Annotated in this window: 21 protein-coding genes and 1 pseudogene; 10 read left to right on the plus strand and 12 right to left on the minus strand. The window is 68.7% G+C overall.

The annotated features are described in order from the left end of the window. Positions 1-128: 128 nt before the first annotated feature. The 6 genes and pseudogenes from BLW82_RS01275 to BLW82_RS01295 all read right to left on the minus strand — a co-directional run bounded on the left by BLW82_RS01275 (position 129) and on the right by BLW82_RS01295 (position 2,494). Positions 129-413: a hypothetical protein gene (locus BLW82_RS01275; protein WP_093497056.1), complete on the minus strand. Its 285-nt coding sequence runs from the start codon at positions 411-413 to the stop codon at positions 129-131. After that, on the minus strand, positions 407-628 hold the full coding sequence (locus BLW82_RS43800; protein WP_143063627.1) for a hypothetical protein: 222 nt from the start codon (positions 626-628) through the stop codon (positions 407-409). The genes BLW82_RS01275 and BLW82_RS43800 overlap by 7 nt, the downstream gene beginning before the upstream one ends. Beyond that, the gene (locus BLW82_RS01280; RefSeq protein WP_093497057.1) at positions 625-990 is read right to left on the minus strand and encodes a hypothetical protein; all 366 of its coding nucleotides are present in this window, start codon (positions 988-990) and stop codon (positions 625-627) included. Before BLW82_RS01280 ends, BLW82_RS43800 begins: the two co-directional genes overlap by 4 nt. Before the next feature lie 139 nt (positions 991-1,129). After that, positions 1,130-1,429 (minus strand): annotated as a pseudogene (locus tag BLW82_RS01285) (ATP-dependent DNA helicase); the annotation flags it as partial. A gap of 24 nt (positions 1,430-1,453) precedes the next feature. Continuing rightward, positions 1,454-1,921 (minus strand): SRPBCC family protein, encoded by a 468-nt coding sequence (locus BLW82_RS01290; RefSeq protein ID WP_093497058.1) that lies wholly within the window; start codon positions 1,919-1,921, stop codon positions 1,454-1,456. A gap of 147 nt (positions 1,922-2,068) precedes the next feature. Further along, on the minus strand, positions 2,069-2,494 hold the full coding sequence (locus BLW82_RS01295; RefSeq protein ID WP_093497059.1) for an HIT family protein: 426 nt from the start codon (positions 2,492-2,494) through the stop codon (positions 2,069-2,071). 350 nt (positions 2,495-2,844) lie between these two features. On the opposite strand from BLW82_RS01295, the gene BLW82_RS01300 reads away from it, so the two are divergent. Next, on the plus strand, positions 2,845-3,108 hold the full coding sequence (locus BLW82_RS01300) for a hypothetical protein (protein WP_093497060.1): 264 nt from the start codon (positions 2,845-2,847) through the stop codon (positions 3,106-3,108). Between the two features lie 1,053 nt (positions 3,109-4,161). Here the strand turns inward: BLW82_RS01300 and BLW82_RS01305 are convergent. Next, positions 4,162-4,740 carry a TetR/AcrR family transcriptional regulator gene (locus tag BLW82_RS01305; protein ID WP_093497061.1) on the minus strand — a complete coding sequence of 193 codons (579 nt, stop codon included), beginning with the start codon at positions 4,738-4,740 and terminating at the stop codon, positions 4,162-4,164. A 277-nt stretch (positions 4,741-5,017) separates the two neighbouring features. Here BLW82_RS01305 and BLW82_RS01310 point away from each other — a divergent pair, with 277 nt between their 5' ends. The 7 genes from BLW82_RS01310 to galE all read left to right on the plus strand — a co-directional run bounded on the left by BLW82_RS01310 (position 5,018) and on the right by galE (position 11,753). Continuing rightward, positions 5,018-6,571 (plus strand): MFS transporter, encoded by a 1,554-nt coding sequence (locus BLW82_RS01310; protein ID WP_256215583.1) that lies wholly within the window; start codon positions 5,018-5,020, stop codon positions 6,569-6,571. Between the two features lie 205 nt (positions 6,572-6,776). Beyond that, positions 6,777-7,679 (plus strand): NmrA family NAD(P)-binding protein, encoded by a 903-nt coding sequence (locus BLW82_RS01315; RefSeq protein ID WP_093497063.1) that lies wholly within the window; start codon positions 6,777-6,779, stop codon positions 7,677-7,679. A gap of 75 nt (positions 7,680-7,754) precedes the next feature. Continuing rightward, positions 7,755-7,916, plus strand: coding sequence for a helix-turn-helix domain-containing protein (locus BLW82_RS01320; protein WP_371131469.1), 162 nt, complete (start codon positions 7,755-7,757; stop codon positions 7,914-7,916). 569 nt (positions 7,917-8,485) lie between these two features. Next, complete coding sequence (locus BLW82_RS01330) at positions 8,486-8,884, plus strand: hypothetical protein (RefSeq protein WP_093497066.1); 399 nt, start codon at positions 8,486-8,488, stop codon at positions 8,882-8,884. Between the two features lie 7 nt (positions 8,885-8,891). Continuing rightward, positions 8,892-9,779 (plus strand): hypothetical protein, encoded by an 888-nt coding sequence (locus BLW82_RS43805; protein ID WP_143063629.1) that lies wholly within the window; start codon positions 8,892-8,894, stop codon positions 9,777-9,779. Next, a complete protein-coding gene (locus tag BLW82_RS01335; protein WP_093497067.1) occupies positions 9,694-10,263 on the plus strand; it encodes a DinB family protein in 570 nt (189 codons plus the stop codon). The genes BLW82_RS43805 and BLW82_RS01335 overlap by 86 nt, the downstream gene beginning before the upstream one ends. A gap of 494 nt (positions 10,264-10,757) precedes the next feature. Continuing rightward, the gene (gene galE, locus BLW82_RS01345) at positions 10,758-11,753 is read left to right on the plus strand and encodes a UDP-glucose 4-epimerase GalE (protein ID WP_093497068.1); all 996 of its coding nucleotides are present in this window, start codon (positions 10,758-10,760) and stop codon (positions 11,751-11,753) included. A 109-nt stretch (positions 11,754-11,862) separates the two neighbouring features. Here galE and BLW82_RS01350 read toward each other — a convergent pair whose 3' ends face one another. Then, positions 11,863-12,069 carry a hypothetical protein gene (locus tag BLW82_RS01350; protein WP_093497069.1) on the minus strand — a complete coding sequence of 69 codons (207 nt, stop codon included), beginning with the start codon at positions 12,067-12,069 and terminating at the stop codon, positions 11,863-11,865. 183 nt (positions 12,070-12,252) lie between these two features. On the opposite strand from BLW82_RS01350, the gene BLW82_RS01355 reads away from it, so the two are divergent. Further along, positions 12,253-12,942 (plus strand): HAD family hydrolase, encoded by a 690-nt coding sequence (locus tag BLW82_RS01355; RefSeq protein ID WP_093507773.1) that lies wholly within the window; start codon positions 12,253-12,255, stop codon positions 12,940-12,942. An 85-nt stretch (positions 12,943-13,027) separates the two neighbouring features. Here BLW82_RS01355 and BLW82_RS01360 read toward each other — a convergent pair whose 3' ends face one another. The 4 genes from BLW82_RS01360 to BLW82_RS01375 all read right to left on the minus strand — a co-directional run bounded on the left by BLW82_RS01360 (position 13,028) and on the right by BLW82_RS01375 (position 16,197). Continuing rightward, positions 13,028-13,351: an SDR family NAD(P)-dependent oxidoreductase gene (locus tag BLW82_RS01360; RefSeq protein WP_093497070.1), complete on the minus strand. Its 324-nt coding sequence runs from the start codon at positions 13,349-13,351 to the stop codon at positions 13,028-13,030. A 266-nt stretch (positions 13,352-13,617) separates the two neighbouring features. After that, positions 13,618-13,971 carry a Rossmann-fold NAD(P)-binding domain-containing protein gene (locus BLW82_RS01365; RefSeq protein WP_093497071.1) on the minus strand — a complete coding sequence of 118 codons (354 nt, stop codon included), beginning with the start codon at positions 13,969-13,971 and terminating at the stop codon, positions 13,618-13,620. A 751-nt stretch (positions 13,972-14,722) separates the two neighbouring features. Continuing rightward, entirely contained in the window at positions 14,723-15,580 is an 858-nt protein-coding gene (locus tag BLW82_RS01370) for an NmrA family NAD(P)-binding protein (protein WP_093497072.1), read from the minus strand. A gap of 47 nt (positions 15,581-15,627) precedes the next feature. Continuing rightward, positions 15,628-16,197: a TetR/AcrR family transcriptional regulator gene (locus BLW82_RS01375; RefSeq protein WP_093497073.1), complete on the minus strand. Its 570-nt coding sequence runs from the start codon at positions 16,195-16,197 to the stop codon at positions 15,628-15,630. A gap of 587 nt (positions 16,198-16,784) precedes the next feature. Between BLW82_RS01375 and BLW82_RS01380 the strand changes: the two genes are divergently transcribed. After that, a complete protein-coding gene (locus tag BLW82_RS01380) occupies positions 16,785-17,984 on the plus strand; it encodes an IS30 family transposase (RefSeq protein ID WP_177233254.1) in 1,200 nt (399 codons plus the stop codon). Positions 17,985-18,230 lie beyond the last annotated feature (246 nt).

Here is an 18,230-nt window from a genome sequence, read left to right on the forward strand (position 1 = left end):
CCCGGGAAGCGCACTCTCGCCCAGGAATCTGCTGCCCTGTAGGCCGCTCCGGCAGCCGGGGTCCGATCAGAACCCCGGGGTCACGGACACTGGCCGGAGTGCGGCCGGTTCGTCCGTGCGAGCGGCCATCATGCGCTTCCGCACACGTCGGCAAGGTCGTCCGGATCGTAGGACCAGCCCGGCAGCGGGCGCGGCGGCGGCTTGGGCCGGGTGTAGTGCTCGTGGACCTTTGCGATCACCTCGTCCGTCCGAGGGCGTAGGTAACCACTGGTGGTGATCCGCCGGTGCCGCATCACCTGCTGGGCGTCGACCAGGCTCAATCCGGGGTCGTCGACCAGCCGCTCACACAGGGTGTACCCCAGGTCGTGCAGGCAGATGTTCGCACCGATCCGCGTGTTGATCCGGTTCAGCACGGCCCATAGGCCAGCGGCCGCAACAGCACGCGTCGGGTCCACCACACGGGCTCAGGTGGCTCGGGCCGAAGTCCTTCTGGGGCCAACTCGCCCAGGTGGACAGCCAGCCAGGCGAACGCCTCCGGTGAAACGGGGCCAGCCTGCTTCACTCCGCCCAGTCCCTTGGACTGCTCGTAGATGCGGCCTTCGCCGGGATGCATGTCACCGATCGTCATCCCCAGCGTCTCCGCCCCCTCGCCCCGCTGGACAGAAACATCGAGAACAGGGCGCGGTCCCGGTTGCAGTCGAGCGCAGCGAACAGATCCTCGATCACGTCGTCCGGAACAGCCCGAGGCTCAGGATAGGTCTGCTTTTGACGGTAGGCGCCGCGGCGGTGCAGCCGGAACGCCTCCAGCGGGTTGTGATGGGCCTCGATCCGGCGGCCGTGGCGGCCCTGCGGGCGCACCGTCGAGACGACAGGACCGTGCCCCGCCCGCACGTGACGGTCGTAGAAGGCGGAGACCACCGAGAGCGCGTGGTTGATAGTCGCCGGTGCGTATCCCTCGCGCAGGTACGGCTTGCCGGTGCGCGCATTCACCGACCCAGGAACCGGCGCCTCTTGACGGCGGCGATCGCGGGCCGGGTTGTGGCGTGCGCGCAGCCACAGCACGAAGTCCCGTACATCAATGCGCTGGGCGCGGTTCCACCCCCAGCGAAGGGAGCACCTGGGAAACTTATTCGAGGAACCGCGCGTTCGGCCCGAGCACCAGCACACCGCGCGCGGCCGCTCCAGGGAGCGCGTACAGCGCATACGCCGCCCGGTGGAGCGCAACCACTGTCTTGCCTGTATCGGGGCCGCCCTGCACCACCGTCACCCCCCGATGCGCAGACCGGACGATCGCGTCCTGCTCCGCCTGCAGTGTCGCCGCCGCACGGATCCGCCCCGTGCGGTGCGCCTCCAGCGCTTCGCGCAGCGGACCATCGCCGACGATGCCGCCGACTGCGGCCGACGATCCGTCTAGGAACTCGGGGCTCACCCCCCGGTCGCGGCCCAATCTGACTCAGTCGACCGCTTCCACGTACGCCGCCAGATTCGCCAGCGAGGAGGCGATCCCGGCCTCGTGGACCGCTTGCTCGATGCCAGGTGGCACGTCCGTGGCGGTGACGGTCACCTCGGTTCCGTCACCGACGGCAACGAGGTGCCAGGTCATCGTCATGGTGCCCGCGTACGAGGGGTCGTCGGCCTCGAACACGGCCCTCTGCACAACGCGCTCCGGCGGCGCCAGCTCCGCGAACCCGACGTCGACGACATCCGTCGCATCTGAAGTCTTGCCGGGGCTGTCGACGGGGTCGAGGTAGGTGAGGACCATCCGGAATCCGCCACCAGGCCGGGGATCCCACCGCTCGACCCGCCCGCGCATGCCTTCCGGCGGCAGCCAGGCCTCGAGGGACTCCCGGTCGAGGAGAGCCCCGTAGACAGTCGCCGGTGGTGCCGCGATAACCCGGCTGGCGCGGTCGGTCCTACTCATGGCCCGAGTCTAGGTGTTCCGCCGAGCACGTCCTCCTTGAATGACCAACCGAAGAAGCCCCGTCACCCTCGCCCACTGAACAGCCGTCCGGTCCGTCACCACGGCGGTCACGGGTGCGTGGCCTTGTTCACAAGAGCGCGCTCTGGCTCAATTCCTGTGGCGCTCACCGGCGGACAGTGCCTCGGCAAGTCGCGCGGGCGGGTCGCCGACGAATCGATGCTGCGACTGGCCGGTCGGCCAGGTGGAAATGCCGTCGTCGGGCCATCGAGGAACGACGTGGAAGTGCAGATGGCGTACCGACTGTTCTGAACCCGGACCGCTCGCGTTGAGGACGTTCACCCCTGTCGCGTTCAAACCGACGCGCATGGCCCTTGCCAGACGCTGGACCAGGTCGACCGTCTCGGCCAGCACCTCGGCGGGTGTGTCGAAGACGTCGGCGTGATGAGCCGTCGGCACCACCAGGGTGTGCCCCGGAGCGAGCGGGTCGAGCGGGGTGAAAGCGCAGGTGGAGGGTTCACGAACTACCCACTGCGCACCGTCTTCGCGGATGAGCCGGCAGAAGGGGCACGACATATGGGCCACCCTGCCACAAGCCGGCGGTTGGAAAAACAGGCACGCTCCGAGTTCGCGGCGCCACGGAAGTTGAGCCAGCCCCCGAGAACGAGCAGCGACTGTCCACCGGTTCGGAAGGCGCCAGGCGAGCCACAGAGTTCGAACTGAGCGTCTCAAGCACGCATGGATGGTGCGCCCGCCCGAGCCGGCTACCGGATCAGGCGACAGGTGAGTTCGTCGAGGATCGCCGGCCCCAGGGCGCCCGGCTGTTCCACGGCAAAGAACATCGCCTCGAATGCATCCATAAGGGATGAATAGGTGGAATTCGCTGTGGTACCTCGACAGGACACGCCACAGATCGGAGCACCCCCATGGTGATCAAGAAGATGCACGAATTGGGCATCCGCAGCGAGCACGCCTACCTGGCCGGCTTGTCATCCATCGGTCTCAGCTTCGCGTCCTGGCTCACCAGCCTCAAAGCCGAACAGGCCGGCATCGAGCGAGCCGACCGGTGGGGAATCTTCGTCGGCGAGTGGGCACCGACGTTCATAGGCCTCGGCCTGGCACTTTCCCATTACGAACAGCAGGAGGGCTCCCTCAACGGCTCCCTGCACTCGGTGAAGCAGGCAAGCTGACCCGCTCGTCCGCTGAGCAGCCGCCGGCCCGTCACCACGGCGGATTGGGCGACGGGCCGGACAGGGGGCCACGGTACGCAGCCGCGGCCGACGGTGTGCTTCGGCGGTCGCCGGTGGCTAGGCGCTGCGCCTGCGCTTGCGGGCCGCCACCTTCTTGGTCGTCGCCTTCTTCACGGCGGCCGCCTTCTCCCCGGTCGTCTCCTGCGCGGTGCTCTTGGCCGGATCTTCGCCCGCACATCATGGACCTGCGCTTCAGTGCCGGGGTCCTCGCCGCGCGAAGCCTTCGCCTTGTCCGCGGCCTCCTGCAAGGCGGCCATCAGATCGAGGCCGTGACCACCGGCTTGTCCGGCTCCGGCGCCTCGGGCAGTTCGCGGTCCTCGCGTTTCGCCTCTCGGCATGCCGGGCTTCGCCGACATCGCCAACCGCACCACCGCTACATCGACGGACCAGCACCCTCACTGACATCCATGGTCGCCACGAAGCCGAACTACTTACGCTCCGACCCACGCGCAGCGCCTTCGCGCTTCCCGCAGGTGAGCGAGCTGACACCGTCGCCTTGCTCGATCGGCGTCTGCCCGAGCCGCGCAACCCCTGGGCTCTGGACGCAACCTCTACGTCGACGTTGACGATAAGCGGACCAGCCGCCTCCATCCCGACTGGGATCCCGAGGATGTGGCCATCCTCGAGGTGCCACCGGACATCACCCCACTTGGGCGGTGCAGATCGACGTCTCCGGGCGGATCGACGGCACCGCAGCGGTTCACCAGATGATCGCTCCGCTGCTTCAGCTTGGAGGCGTGGCAACGGACGACTACACCCCCCGCCCATGGCCCCTGCCGGAAATCCTGTCTGGAGCAGTGGTCGACGGCCTCTGCTTCTTCGGCTTCCGCGGATACCACGAACTCAACCGCGACGCGGGCGTTTCTGACCCGATCACCTCACCAGCGGGAGTTCGGGGAACTCATGCCGCCGGGTATGTCGTGAAGATCGCGTCGGTGCGAGTCCCGGCGTACGGCGCAGCCGGGTCCGCGTCCCCTGTCGGCCCGGGTCGTGTCAGTGCGGATCGGGCTCGGTGTTCTCGTTGAGAGCCGCGCGTGCGGCCTGGAGCAGTTCTTCGGAGATCGGGTTGCCCCGGGTGGCGCGGGCGAGGACAAGGGCGCCGACCATGGTGCACAGCTGGGCCATGCCGTCGTCGTCGCCGGTGGCCAGCCGGGCGGCACGGTTGCGTACCCCCTTGACGTAGACGTCCTGGGCGCGGGCTGTCTGCTCGGGCTCGCGCCCCAGGTCCGCAGCGAATCCGGAGACGGGGCAGCCGTCCGCGGGGTGGTCGCGGTGCCAGAGCGACAGGTAGTCCTCGATCAGCGCCCGACGGGCGGCGTCGCGCTCCCCGGCGGACTCCTCGAATCGCATCGCCGAGTGCGCCGCCTGCTCGGCGAAGGCGTGGGCGATGGCCTCGTCGACCAGGTCCTCCTTGGAGGCGAACTGCTTGTAGAACCCGCCGTGGGTGAGCCCGGCGGCCTTCATCAGATCGGCGACGCTGACCGTGGTGCCCTTCTCGCGGAACATCCGGGAGGCGGTGGCCACGACACGCTGCCGGTTCTCCTGTGCCTGTGCCTGGGACACGCGGCCCATGCGATCACTTCCCTCAGATAGATGTCGCTTGCCATCTATCGTATCTCTGATTTAGATTTCGAGTGACATCTATTTACGGCGAGGTGTCCTGGCCGGCCAGGAGGGCTCTCTCCTGCCTCCCGGCGGCTGCGGCCGACGGCCTCCGCTCGACATCACAGAACCATCGACAGCTCTGGAGACCCTTGTGGCATCACCGCCCGCCCCCACCGGTTCCCCGACACCCGGAAACTCCACCCCATCCGGGCCGCCTGCCGGGCGCCGAAGCGTCTCCGAGAAGGTGCACCGCCGGCGCTGGGCGATCCTGACCGTGCTCTCGTGCAGCCTTCTGGTGGTGATGCTGGACAACTCGATCCTCAACGTGGCGATGAAGACGATCGCCCAGCCCGCCCCCGCCGGCCTCGGCTCCACCCAGGCCCAGCTGGAGTGGGCGGTCAACTCCTACACACTGGTCTTCGCCGGTCTGCTCTTCACCGCGGGTCTGCTCGGTGACCGGCTCGGCCGCAAGAAGGTACTGCTCTTCGGCATGGCAGTGTTCGGTGTGGGATCCGTACTGTCCGCGCTGTCAGACTCCTCCGGGCAGCTCATCACCTTCCGCGCGGTGATGGGCTTCGGCGGCGCCTTCATCCTGCCCGCCACCCTCGCGATCATCATGAACGTCTTCGAGCCCGCGGAGCAGCCCAAGGCCATCGGCATCTGGACGGGCGTGGTCGGATTCGCCATAGCCGCCGGACCCATAGCCGGCGGCATCCTGCTGGAGCACTTCTGGTGGGGCTCGGTCTTCCTGGTCAACGTGCCGGTCGTCGTCGCCGCGATGGTGGCGATGGTGGCGATCGTCCCCGACTCCAGGGACCCCAGGCCCGGCCGCCTCGACCCGGTCGGGGTGCTGCTGTCGATCGCCGGTCTGGCACTGCTGGTCTACGGCATCATCAAGGGTGGCCAGCTGGGCGACTTCACCCGGCCCGAGTCCTGGGCCACGATCCTCGGCGGCCTGGCGGTCCTCGCCGGCTTCGTCGGGTACGAGGCACGCAGCGAGCACCCGGCCCTCGACGTCGGCTACTTCCGCAACCGGCGGTTCTCCGCGTCCGTCGCCGCCATCGGCCTGGTCTTCTTCGCTCTCATGGGCGTCACGTTCTTCAGCGTCTTCTACAACCAGAGCGTGCGGGGCTACAGCGTCCTGCAGTCCGGTCTGCTCGTGCTGCCGCTGGCCGCCTCCCAGATGTTCTTCGCCCCGCGGGCCCGTCTGGTCGTGGCCCGCTACGGCGCCCGGGCCGTCTGTGCCACCGGCCTCCTCCTGACCGCCACGGCCTTCGCCGGCTTCCTGCTGCTCGGCCAGGACACCCCCATCTGGGTTCTGGAGGTGCTGTTCTTCCTGATGGGCGCGGGCATGGCCCATGTGATGCCGCCCGCCACCGTCATGATCATGTCGTCACTGCCGCGGGAGAAGGCCGGCTCCGGATCCGCCATCAACAACACCTTCCGGCAGGTCGGCGGGGCCATGGGCGTCGCCGTGCTCGGATCACTGCTGTCCACCACCTACCGCAACGGCATCCAAGGGCACCTGGGCGTACTGCCCGCCTCCGACCGGCACATCGCAGGCGAATCCCTCCAGGCCACCCTGGCCGTCGCCGAGAGGATGGGCCCGGCCGGCCAGACGCTGGTACGGCCCGCGGACGACGCCTTCATCCACGCCATGCACCTCACCGCGATCGGGTCGGCAGCAGTCGCCGTGGCCGGCGCGGCCGTCGTACTGGCCTTCCTGCCGGGCAAGGGGCCCGCCCCGGCCACCGGCGGTGACAAGCCCCGGCACCAGGCCGCAGGCCCCCAAAAATGATCAAGGGCCATCCCGCCGGCCACCGGGCCCCAGCCACGCCCGCATACCGCCGACGGCACACACCGAGCGAGCCGGCCCCGCACCGACTGCGCTGCCGCCGACCCGAACAGTCCGGCCACCGGACGACGAAAGACCCCACACCGTCCGCTGACGCTCTGATCACGCCCCGACTCAGATGTCACATCACTCCCAAGGAGATCGACTCATGACTACCAGCAACCTTGTACTCATCCCCGGCGCCGGCGGCGTGGGCCGTACCGTTTTCGAGCAACTGCGCGCGCACGACGTACCGGTGCGCTTCATGGTCCGCCGTGAGGACGAGCGGGCGGATGAACTGCGGGCGCTGGGCGCGGAGGTCGTCACCGGTGACCTGACCCGGCCCGAGACCGTGGCGGCCGCCCTGCAGGGCGTGACGCGGATGTACTTCGCGATGCGCGTGTCTGCGGACCACCTGCTGGCGGCGACCGTGGTGGCCTCCGTCGCACGGGAGTACGGGAATCTTGAGGCCCTGGTCGACCTGTCGCAGATGACGGTGTCGCAGATGACCGCCACCAGCACCGAGGAGTCGCACCAGCAACGCCTGCACTGGCTGGCGGAGCAGGTCTTCAACTGGTCCGGCCTGCCGGTGGTGCACATCCGGCCGACGGCGTTCCTGGACACACCGCTGTTCACCACCATGGCGGCGCAGTCGATCCAGAAGAACGGCACCATCGCGCTGCCGTTCGGCACCGGACGCACCTCCCCGGTCGCCGTCGACGACGTCGCCCGGGTCATCGCCACCGTACTGCGCGACCCGGCTCCGCACATCGGGCAGGTCTACGAGCTGACCGGGCCACGCTCGGTCGACATGACGGAACTGGCCGCGGAGTTCTCCCGGGCGCTGGACCGGCCGGTGTCCTACGTGGACGTACCCGCGGACAGGTGGGAGGCACAGCTCCCGAAGCTGGGGATGCCACCGCACATCGCACAGCACGTCACCACCATGGCCCGGCTGCACCGGGACAACCGCTACGACCGCACGGCCGACGGTGTCGAGCGCGTGACGGGCACCCCTGCCCAGTCCATCGAGGCGTTCGTGGCCGCCCGCAGAGACTTCTACCTGGGCTGAACCGCGGTAACCGCGGTACACAAGTCCGATCTGTGGTCCGGGCAGCCGGTCACCATCCGTCTGGACGACCTCGACATCATCTGCGAGGTCTTGGGCTGCCAACCCAACGACCTTCTGGCCCCGGAGCCCGAGAAGGGCCGCGCTCGTCGTCCCGCAAGCACGTCCGCCCCGGTGGCAGTTGCGGGCGAGCACCCCGGGATCGAACGTCGGGTCGGTCGGACGGAGCCACCGCTGTGAACCTGCGGCCCCGGCCGTGCAAGCAGTGCGGCGACAAGGTCGCGGAGTACGGCCGGCTCCGCTGCTTCAGCTGTCTGCATCCCGAACTTCCGTCGCCGACCTGCAAAGCATGCGGCAGCGCCGCCTACTACGTCGGCGGCTACTGCCGTCGCTGTCATCCCCGCGTGCCGTATGCGGACAGCTGTAGCGACTGCCTCGCCTGGGGCACCTGGCACCGCCACGGCCGCTGTGCAGCCTGTACCTCCTTGCGTAACCGCGGCCACGAGACCGGCACTTGCGCGACCTGCCGTCGCATCGTGCCGGTCCTCAAGCACGGGATGTGCCGGCTGTGCCGCTGCCAGGCCCAAGCCGTTCCTCGGACGTGGCAGCGCCCGGACCTCACCACCGCGGCCGCCACCGGGCAGCAGCTGTTCATCGCCGATCTGGTCCGGCGGGTCCCCCTTGCCACTCGACCGAAGGAGCGCGGCTCACCCGAAGCGCACCAGCACACTGGCCTCTCATCCTGGGTGATGCCTCGGTGGCGGCAGGATCCGCTGTTCGTTGCCGAGCGGGACATGTAGCGCGTCACCGTGCCCGATGTCGAGCCCATCGATCCCGCCTTCACCGACTATGTCTCCGGGCAGGCCGAGGTAAGCGCCGAGACCCAAGGCTGGTCACCGGCCTTGCGCGAGCGGGTGCTGCGAAGCCTGTACCTGCTGACCGCCGTGCACGGCCGGCACGAACGCATCAAGGGCGGCACTGTCGCCACCCTGCCGCGCCAGCGAGCCACACGTGCCGTCACCCGGGTCACTGAGGTGCTCGCCCACCTCGACCCTCTCGACGACGACCGCATCGACTCTCTCGACGCGTGGATCCACCGCCGGCTCGGCGACGTGCACCCGGAGATCCGTGCAGAAGTCCTCGTGTGGACCGCATCGTCCGATACGGCGGGCCCGTCGCCGTCCCCGCCCGAACGCCACTGTCCGTAACCAGGTCATGGCCTCGATCCCGTTCCTTCTCGATTGCTCGAAGCGCTACCGCACCCTCCGCCAGGTCACCCGCGCCGACCTCACGGAGTGGCTGTCCCAGTGCGCGGCACCGCACAACGACGCCGTCACGCTGCGCAACATGTTCAAAACCCTCAAGAGCCAACGGCTGCTGTTCGCCTACCCCGCACGTGGCCGGAGTCTGGGGGCCAGGCCCGCCTCGGTACCCACGCCGCTGAGCCCCGAGGCGATCCAGACATTGGCCGCGGCCGCCGAGGGCGACCCCGCCCTGAAGCTGCTGGTGGCCCTCATCGGAATTCACGCGCTCTATCCCCACGAGGCCCGCGAGTTGCCCTTGGCTGCCGTCGGCTTCACCGGCGGCCGGCTCGGGCACGGCAACATCGACCACCCCCTCGACGCCTTCACCCGTCAGGCCGCTGCCGACTACATCCAGCTCAGGCACTCACGCCGGCCACACACCCGCAACCCCCACCTGTTCCTCAGCTCGCAGACCGCGCACTCTCGCACGCCGGTCACCATCGGCTGGATGCAACCCCTTCTAAAAGATCTCCCCGTCACCGCACAGCGACTTCGTGAGGACCGAATCCTCGAAGGGACCGCCGTCACCGGCGCCGACCCGCAACACACCTATGCGCGGTATTCAACATCACCCCTGACACCGGACTTCGCTGCACCCGGCCATTCCACCCTGACCCCTTGTCCGACCAAGACCAGGAGGACACCTCGTAGACGGCCGGTGACGGCGTCCGCGAGGGGCGCAGCCAGGTCTCCGTTGTATGTAGTGTGCGGAAATGACAAGAAGCGAACGGCTCGCGGAGCAACTGGACTGGTACTGGCACAAGAACCTGCGGCCGCGGCTGGACGGTCTTACCGATGAGGAGTATTTGTGGGAGCCGGTGCGCGGCTGCTGGAGCATCCGCCCACGTGGCACGTCGGCCACACCAATGTCTGAAGGCTCGGGGGAATGGACGATGGCCTCCGCGTCCCCTGCCCCGGTGCCGGCGCCGGCGCCGGTGACCACGATTGCCTGGCGGCTGGCGCACATCATTGTCTCGTGCCTGGGCTATCGAGTCGGATGGTACTTCGGCGGCCAGGACGTCGACTCCGAGACATTCGCCTACGCGGGGACCGCTGACGAGGCGCTGAGACAGCTCGATGAGATGTATGGGAGATGGAACGCGGGGGTCCGCGAACTCTCGGACGCTGACCTGGACAATCCGCCCGCGGTGGGTCCCGAGCGGTTTCCCATGGAGAACAGGGTCCTGCACGTTAACAGGGAGCTGATCCATCACGGCGCCGAGATTTCCTTGCTGCGCGACCTCTACCGCTGGCAGGACGGAGCCGTACCGCGCCGAATGTGACCTTTCGGTAACCGGCGATCGAGCTTCGGAATCCTACGTGGGCTCCGTGACGCTCCGTGGCTGCGAGCTTCACTGACCGTCTCGCTCCGGCCCATGACCGACGCCAAGAATGCGACCTCGAATCCGTCGGAACCGAACCTCACACGGCTGAGGATCCCGGGTGGCAGGGGTCAAGTTCATGGTGCCGGCGCCCCAGAAAGCGCGAACTCAGGTGCTTTGGTCGGCGACTACATCGGGGACAGCACCCGAGCCGACATCGCCTACGCCCGGTCGCCGGGCAGGCCCGTGCGGTTCACGCACCCGGAAGTCGATCCTCACGCCTGACCGCCCGCTGCCACCTGACAACCAGGGCCGGCAGCCCGCCGCCTGACCGTCTCGGGGTGGCTTCGGCCGCCGCCCACCCCACACCCTCCGCAGGCATCCTCCCGGAATTGATCATCTAGGCTTGCCGCCGATCGCCAACTGGGGCAGCGACGAGGCCGGGAGAGAAACTCGTGACGAAGGTCCTGATCGCCGGGGGAGCCGGTTACATCGGTAGCACGGTCGCCTCGGCCTGCCTGGACGCAGGCATCACCCCTGTGATCCTCGACAGCCTGGTTCGGGGCCGCCGCGAGTTCACCGAGGGCCGCACCTTCTACGAGGGCGACATCGCGGACGGGGAACTGGTCGACCGGATCTTCTCGGAGCACCCCGACATCTCCGCGGTGGTGCACTGTGCGGCGTTGATCGTGGTGCCCGAGTCCGTCGCGGACCCGATCGGCTACTACGAGGCAAACGTGGCAAAGAGCCTGGCCTTCGTCAGGCACCTGCACCGCAACGGCTGTGACCGCATCATCTTCAGCGGCTCAGCCTCCATCTATCAGGCCGAGGACGGCTCGCCCGTCGACGAGAACTCGCCGCTGGCGCCGCAGAGTCCCTACGCACGGACCAAGGCCGTCTGCGAGGAGATGTTCGCCGACATCGCCGTGGCAGGGCCGCGCGTGTTGTCTCTGCGCTATTTCAACCCGGTCGGGGCCGACCCGGAGTTGCGTACGGGGCTCCAGCTCAGGCGGCCCAGTCACGCCCTGGGCATGCTCGTCCTGGCACACGAGGAGGGCCGTCCGTTCCCGGTCACAGGGACGGACTACCCGACACGCGACGGCTCGGGCATCCGGGACTACGTGCATGTCTGGGACCTCGCCGCGGCCCACATCGCGGCGATCGAGCGTTTCGACTCCATCCTCGTGGGGCCGAAGCGCTCGATCGCGATCAACCTGGGCACAGGCTCGGGAACCACGGTCCGGGAGCTGTGCGCCGCGTTCAACAATGTCGTCAGCACGCCCCTGGCCACCATCGACTCCGATCGGCGGCCCGGAGACGTCGCCGGGAGTTACACGAAGAGCGACCGGGCGTCCGAGCTACTGGGGTGGACACCGAAGCTGTCCTTGGAAGAGGGCATCCGGTCCGCCCTGGACTGGATACCGGTGCGCGATGCGCTGTTGAGGGACTGAGGGCTGGCACAGCGGGGCGTCGACGCTTGGGCTGCCGCTTCTCCGGGGAGCCGGCCGGTGGGGTGGTTCCGGGCATCACACACCGACATGCCTGGAGCCTGCCCGGATATCAGCCGGCCTCATGAGGGTTGTCGGGGGAGGCCGCACCGTCCAGGTGAGCGGCGATGCGGGCGACGGTCTGCTCCTTGCCTGCGGACAGGTGGGCCTGCATTCCTGTCGCACGGGCGGCTTCGACGTCGACGTCGACGTCGATGTCGACGTCGTAGTCGTCGGTGAAGAGACAGTCCGCCGGGTGTACTTCCAGACGGGCACACATGATGTCCGTACGCGATCAGCTCCGCATTCGGGACCCCGAGCCAGGATGGGAAGCCTCTGCTCACACGTGATCACCAGGTTCCCGGAACCTGCTCGGTCTCAGGACGTCGGCGGATTGCACGGGTTGCAGATCTTGATCGCTTGGGCTTGCGGCCGGCTCGTCGGTCCCGCAAAGATCGGCTGCATGATCAAGGGTGTCATGTTCGACTTCTCCGGGACGCTCTTCCGGATCGAATCGGCCGCGCAGTGGCTGCACGCGGTTGCGACGAAGGCCGGTCTGGACGTGCCCGAGGGCGAACTCGACGCGTGCGTCAGCCGGCTCGAGGAGTTCGGGGCTCAGCCCGGAGGGGTTCCTCCGCGCACCGTGCCGCCCCATCTGGAGGCACTGTGGCGGGAGCGCGATCTGACCGCCGCACAACACCGGGCTGCCTTCACAGCCCTTGCCCGGGAAGCGCAGCTGCCTGCGGCTGACCTGGCCGAGGCCCTGTACGAACGTTCCCAAACGCCAGGAGCGTGGCTGCCTTATCCCGACACCGGGGAAACCCTCCGCGCCCTGCGCGGGCGAGGCATCCCGGTCGCTGTCGTCAGCAACATCGGCTGGGACATGCGCCCCGTCTTCCGCCACCACGGTGTCGACGACCTCGTGGACGCCTACATACTCTCCTTCGAACGCGGAGTGAAAAAGCCCGACCCTGGGATCTTCCAGGTGGCATGCGACAAGCTCGGAGTGGCGCCCGGCGACGCACTCATGGTGGGAGACGAGCCTGTCGCGGACGTCGGCGCTGCCACGCTGGGGTGCCGGGTCCACCTGGTCGATCCCCTGCCCGTTGACCAGCGTCCCGGCGCGCTGGCCGAGGTGCTCCAGTTCCTCTGACGTGCCCGACCGGGGCGACTTTCGGCGCGATGTCGAGGCCCCGGCGCGAGGACCGCTGCGAGTGAAGGCCCGGCAGCCGAAAGAGCTAGTGGGCGTTTCCGCGGGTGGTAGCGAACGTCTCGACCGAGCCGAGGCTGATGATCACCCCGCCGCCGCTGGTCTTCACGTGGTTGAGCGCGGCCTTCGTACCGGGGTACGTGCCCTTGAGACGAGTGGCGATGCCCGTGTCGAAGTCGTCCCCGGGCAGATTCTCGGTCGGGTCGAGGGTTCTGTTGCCGGCGTTGTCGTCCAGGATGCTGACGCTGCGAGCTCGGCGGTCGCCTGGTCGAACATGGCCGTGATACCGGCGGACTTGCTGACGTGTTGATCTCCGCCGGCTCGGCGAGATCCGGGCGCGGCACGAAGCCATCCGACGACGTCATGGTGCTCTCTTCATTGATCAAACACGCGGGTCGTTCATGGGGGGGGCGGTGCTCGACCTCGCGTCGCCCCACACACACCGCCGTGCCCGCGGGCATCACCGCCAGGCCGCACCTGTCCGGTGGCCGGGTGAGCGGGACCGCAACGGCCGCGTCGCCACCGGCACCGCAGAGGGGGCAAGACACTCGACGCGACGGCCGGCGAAGCAGGTGTGCAGTGCCGCGGGGAACGGAGCGTCCGCGGTCATCAGGGTGATCAGCTCCAGGCGGATTCGGAGACCGAACGCCACTTCGCATCGGACTCGGCGAGAGCCGCACCGGCGGCGTCCCAGTACTGCACGGCGTCCTTGCCGAGCAGGATCCGTACCGGGGCGTCGTCGCGGCCGGAGAGGTCGGCGATGATTTCGGCGATCCGGGCCGGGTCGGCGGAGTTCGCCACCCCCGCGTCCGGGTCATAGGTGCGGATCATGTCGACGAACGCGCCGACGGTCTGCCGATAGGGCTCGCTGATCGGCGGGATGCTCATCGACGAGCCGGCCCAGTCGGTACGCATGCCACCCGGCTCCAGCACGGTGATCTTCACGCCGAACGGCGCGATCTCCTGAGCCAAGACGGTGGAAAACCCGCCGACCGCCCACTTCGCACCTGACTGTTGCGGGTCAGCACGTTGTCGACGGGCGAACCGGCTTCCGGGCGGTCTGCGCGCTCGCGGGCGTCGACGAGTCCGTCCCAGTGCTCGGCGGTCCCGTCGTAGACGTCCAGGAGAACGGCGAGGAATACGTCACGGTCGAGTGACCGGAGTCCACGGGTGCGCTCTTTCGGGCTCGCTCTCGGGACCGCCCTGCGCAGCTCACCGAACGGCTGAACCCCCTCGCCGAGCGGGCGCTTGACCAGCGGCGCCCACTTGTTTGGCGGGACCCGGTTCATAGTCCAAGGGGGCCCCATCGGTAACCGGATGCCTGCCGGGCCTCGAGCGCATGACGAGAATCGTGATCTTCGGGGCGACGGCCCGGCCGCGCCGGACGTTTTGGCGACCGGTCTGCAGAACGCGGGGGTGCCCGGCTGCTCTGGGTGGGCGTCGCCTCGCTGCTGCCCGATGCATCGGGGGTCCCAGCCGTCGACACCGACGAACATCCGGCGGAGTACCGGCCGTTCTCGCTGGGGCACCGTACTGCGCTGGAGACGATCAAGGCGTCCGGCCCGCAGTGGACAGCAGTCAGCACTGCGGGAGACTTGGCCCGGACACGTCGCCCGCCCGCGGATACGTCCTCACCGAGATCGGGGATGGGCAGCACCGGCTCCAGCGCTGCCCATTCCTCATCGGCGAGATCCCCCTGCCGTGCAGGCCAATAGCCCCTCTTTCAGGCGGTGTTCGCGTCCATGAGCTGGTCGGCGACGCTGCGGGGTTCGCGGCCCAACAGCTCGGCGAGCAACGGATCCACTCCCGCGAAGCGTCCTTGCCGGGCGGCCAGGAAGGTGGTGAGCGTCATCCGCGCCACTGCCTCCGGGGTACCGGCGGCGACCTTGTCCGCGATCCATGCCTCGTCGTCCAGCGTGACGCGCGTGACCTCATGGCCACTGGCCTGCGACGCCATGACTGCGACGTCGTCGAACGTCACGGCCCGGCCGGCGGTGAGCGTGACCGGGCCGTCGAAGGTTCGGTCGCCGGCCAGGATGACCGCTGCCGCTTCGGCGGCATCCGCCCGGTCGGTCCAGGAGACCGGCCCGTCCTCCGGGGCCGCGATGGTGCGGGTCTGCCGCCACGGACCCAGCAGCCAGCCCAGGCTGTGGGCGTAGAAGCCGTTGCGCAGCGCGGTCCACGCGACGCCCGAGTCCGCCAGGAGCTGCTCGGTGGCGGCGTGGTCGCGGGCCGGGTGGAAGGGACTGTCGGTGCCGGTGCCCTGGTGGCTGGTGTAGAGGATGCGCCCGGCTCCGGCAGCAACGGCGGCCTCGATGCCCACGCGGTGCAGGGCGACGGCATCGGCGTGCGGATCGTTGGAAGAGACGAGCAGGACCTGCTCGGCGCCCTCGAAGGAGTGCCGCAGCGCGGCCGGGTCCTCATAGGAACCCTGACGTACCCGCACGCCACGGTCGGCGAAGTGCTGTGCCTTGGCGACATCACGGACGCTGACGCCGATCTGCTCGGCGGGCACGCGCTTGAGGAGGTGCTCGACGGTGGCACCGTTCAGGGCACCGGTCGCTCCAGTGACGACGATCATGAGATTCCTTTCGTATCCGCGGCGCGCCGGGCGCATGCGGCGCGGCGTCAGTGGCCGCGCAGGAGCGGCAGGAGGATGTCGTCGACGAGATGCTCGACGAATGATTTGTCGCACGGCTCGCCCGCGATCACGATGCGGTGGACGATCACCGCCGGGGCGACCTCGGCGAAGAGCTCGGCAGCCCGGGGCGTCAGCTGCTCCCCGCGCCGGATCGCCTTGCCCAGCGGCTCGTCGGTCATCGCCGCCTCGTCCCGACGCAGAATGCGCCGCATCTCCTCCGCGAGCCGCACATCGCTGCGCATACCGGCGAACAGCGCCCCCAGCAGGCCTATCTCCTGCTCGGCGATCTGCCGGCCCAGCCACGTGACCAGTTCGAGGAGATCTCCTCGCAAGTCGCCTGCGGCGGGCTCGGGCGGCGAGGCGTGCGAGCGGTGCTCGACCGCGGCCGCGACCAGCGCGGCCTTGTCGCGGTAGCGGCGGTAGATCGTCGTCTTCGCTGCCCCCGAACGGCTCGCGACCGCCTCCATGGACAGCTGCTCGTAGCCCACTTCGGTCAGCAGAGCCAGCGTCGCATCGAGGATGGCCAGGCCACGACCGGTGTCACGCGGGCGCCCCATGACGGGAGGCCCGGCCGTGGCGCCACGTCCCGCGTCACTCGATGCGCTTGCCATGCCTGCACCTACTTTCGATACGCTACGGTTGCGTATCGAAAGTAACCCGGACTGCACTCCCCCGGCAACCCCACTCCGGAAGGCAAGGTCTCCTGCGCGGTCGTCCTGGGCCCGTTCTCCCGACGAGTGGTGGGCTGGTCTATCGACGCCTCGCCCACGGCGCGCCGACCACCAACGCCCCGGCCATCGGCAGCCGACCCCCGGGCCGGGTGGCACCATCGTCCACTCCGATCGCCGAGTGCAGGGTGGATTCAACTGGTCGTCGCAACACTTTGATCTCGGAGGTGTGCGACGTGGCCACGGCGGACTGGAGTTTGAAGACCAGCGATGTGCCGGAGGGTCGGCGTCGGCAGTGGCGCGCTGATCGTGCGTTGCGGCCGGCGATGCGTTCGCCGGGGCGGCCTGATCCGTCTCGAGTCGTGCAGCGCCAGTTCTGGCGGCTGATCGCCACAGGGGTCACGACGGTGGAGGCGTCGTTGGCGGTCGGCGTGTCGTGGCCGGTGGGTGCGAGGTGGTTTCGTCACGCTGGCGGCATGCCTCCGATCTCGTTGGCCGAGCCCGCGGGCCGGTACCTCGCGTTCGAGGAGCGCGAGGAGATCGCGATCCTCAGGGCGATGAACAAGGGCGTGCGCGAGATCGCCCGCGCCCTGGGGCGTGACCCCGGAACGATCTCTCGCGAACTGCGCCGCAACGCCGCAACGCGCAGCGGCAAGCAGGAGTACCGCGCGACGGTCGCCCAGTGGAAAGCACAGCAGGCCGCCAAGCGCCCGAAGACCGCGAAGCTCACAGGCAACGACAGGTTGCGTGAGTACGTGCAGGACCGGCTCGCCGGCAGCGTCCGCCGCCCCGACAACACGATCGTCCCCGGACCCAGGACGCCCGCATGGAAAGGGCTGAACAAGCCGCACCGGCAGGACAGACGATGGGCGACGGCATGGAGCCCGGAGCAGATCTCGCACCGTCTCCATGCCGACTTCCCCGATGATGAGTCCATGCGCATCAGCCACGAAGCCATCTACCAGGCACTGTTCATCGAGGGCCGTGGCGCGCTCAAGCGGGAACTCGTCACGTGCCTGCGCACCGGCCGGGCGCTGCGGACTCCCCGTGCACGGTCACAGAACAAACCGCAGGGGCATGTCACCGCGGACGTCATCCTCAGCGAACGCCCCGCCGAGGCCGCAGACCGCGCGGTCCCCGGACACTGGGAAGGCGATTTGATCATCGGGACGGGTCGCTCCGCGATCGGCACGCTGGTCGAGCGCAGCAGCCGCTCCACGCTCCTGGTGCACCTGCCCCGGCTCGAGGGCTGGGGCGAGAATCCGCCCGTGAAGAACGGCACCTCACTCGGGGGCTATGGCGCGATCGCGATGAACGCGGCGCTCACGACGTCGATGACGCAGCTGCCCGAGCAGCTACGCAAAACCCTCACCTGGGACCGCGGAAAGGAACTCTCCGGCCACGCCCAGTTCGCCATCGATACCGGGACGAAGGTGTTCTTCGCCGATCCCCACTCGCCCTGGCAACGACCGACGAACGAGAACACGAACGGGCTGCTGCGTCAGTACTTCCCGAAGGGCACCGATCTGTCCCGTTGGTCGTCCACGGACCTCGAAGCCGTCGCCATGGCGATCAACAACCGGCCCCGCAAGGTCCTCGGTTGGCGGACACCGGCCGAGGTCTTCGAAGAGCAGCTACGCTCGCTGCAACAGCCCGGTGTTGCAACGACTGGTTGAACTCGCCCAGTTCGGGTCCTGGGCGTTCATCCAGCGGGCGAGGACCTCCGGTCTGCTGTCCTCGATGGGCTCCATCGGGGACAGCGTGGACAACGCGACGACCGAGTCCTGCCACAAGCGACAGCGCAGGCATTCCACGCTGGGCGACTCGACTCGGGGCAGTCCGGAGCCTCCACCAGCCCCGGAACGGTTCGGTTGTCTCGGCGGCAGGCGCACGGGGCTGGACAGCCGGGGCGGGGCCGCGGG

It is taken from the genome of Streptomyces sp. Ag109_O5-10, from assembly GCF_900105755.1.
Classification (GTDB): Bacteria; Actinomycetota; Actinomycetes; order Streptomycetales; family Streptomycetaceae; genus Streptomyces.

Bases quoted from the DNA above. Each gene is read 5' to 3' on its own strand.
- BLW82_RS01375 (WP_093497073.1), bottom strand. From the start codon at position 16,197: ATGGGGCGCCCGCGTGACACCGGTCGTGGCCTGGCCATCCTCGATGCG.
- BLW82_RS01360 (WP_093497070.1), bottom strand. From the start codon at position 13,351: ATGGCTTCGTGCCGCGCCCGGATCTCGCCGAGCCGGCGGAGATCAACA.
- BLW82_RS01335 (WP_093497067.1), top strand. From the start codon at position 9,694: ATGACAAGAAGCGAACGGCTCGCGGAGCAACTGGACTGGTACTGGCAC.
- BLW82_RS01290 (WP_093497058.1), bottom strand. From the start codon at position 1,921: ATGAGTAGGACCGACCGCGCCAGCCGGGTTATCGCGGCACCACCGGCG.
- BLW82_RS01355 (WP_093507773.1), top strand. From the start codon at position 12,253: ATGATCAAGGGTGTCATGTTCGACTTCTCCGGGACGCTCTTCCGGATC.
- BLW82_RS43805 (WP_143063629.1), top strand. From the start codon at position 8,892: ATGGCCTCGATCCCGTTCCTTCTCGATTGCTCGAAGCGCTACCGCACC.
- BLW82_RS01295 (WP_093497059.1), bottom strand. From the start codon at position 2,494: ATGTCGTGCCCCTTCTGCCGGCTCATCCGCGAAGACGGTGCGCAGTGG.
- BLW82_RS01300 (WP_093497060.1), top strand. From the start codon at position 2,845: ATGGTGATCAAGAAGATGCACGAATTGGGCATCCGCAGCGAGCACGCC.
- BLW82_RS01315 (WP_093497063.1), top strand. From the start codon at position 6,777: ATGACTACCAGCAACCTTGTACTCATCCCCGGCGCCGGCGGCGTGGGC.
- BLW82_RS01350 (WP_093497069.1), bottom strand. From the start codon at position 12,069: ATGTGTGCCCGTCTGGAAGTACACCCGGCGGACTGTCTCTTCACCGAC.
- BLW82_RS01370 (WP_093497072.1), bottom strand. From the start codon at position 15,580: ATGATCGTCGTCACTGGAGCGACCGGTGCCCTGAACGGTGCCACCGTC.
- BLW82_RS43800 (WP_143063627.1), bottom strand. From the start codon at position 628: ATGACGATCGGTGACATGCATCCCGGCGAAGGCCGCATCTACGAGCAG.
- BLW82_RS01380 (WP_177233254.1), top strand. From the start codon at position 16,785: ATGCCTCCGATCTCGTTGGCCGAGCCCGCGGGCCGGTACCTCGCGTTC.
- BLW82_RS01305 (WP_093497061.1), bottom strand. From the start codon at position 4,740: ATGGGCCGCGTGTCCCAGGCACAGGCACAGGAGAACCGGCAGCGTGTC.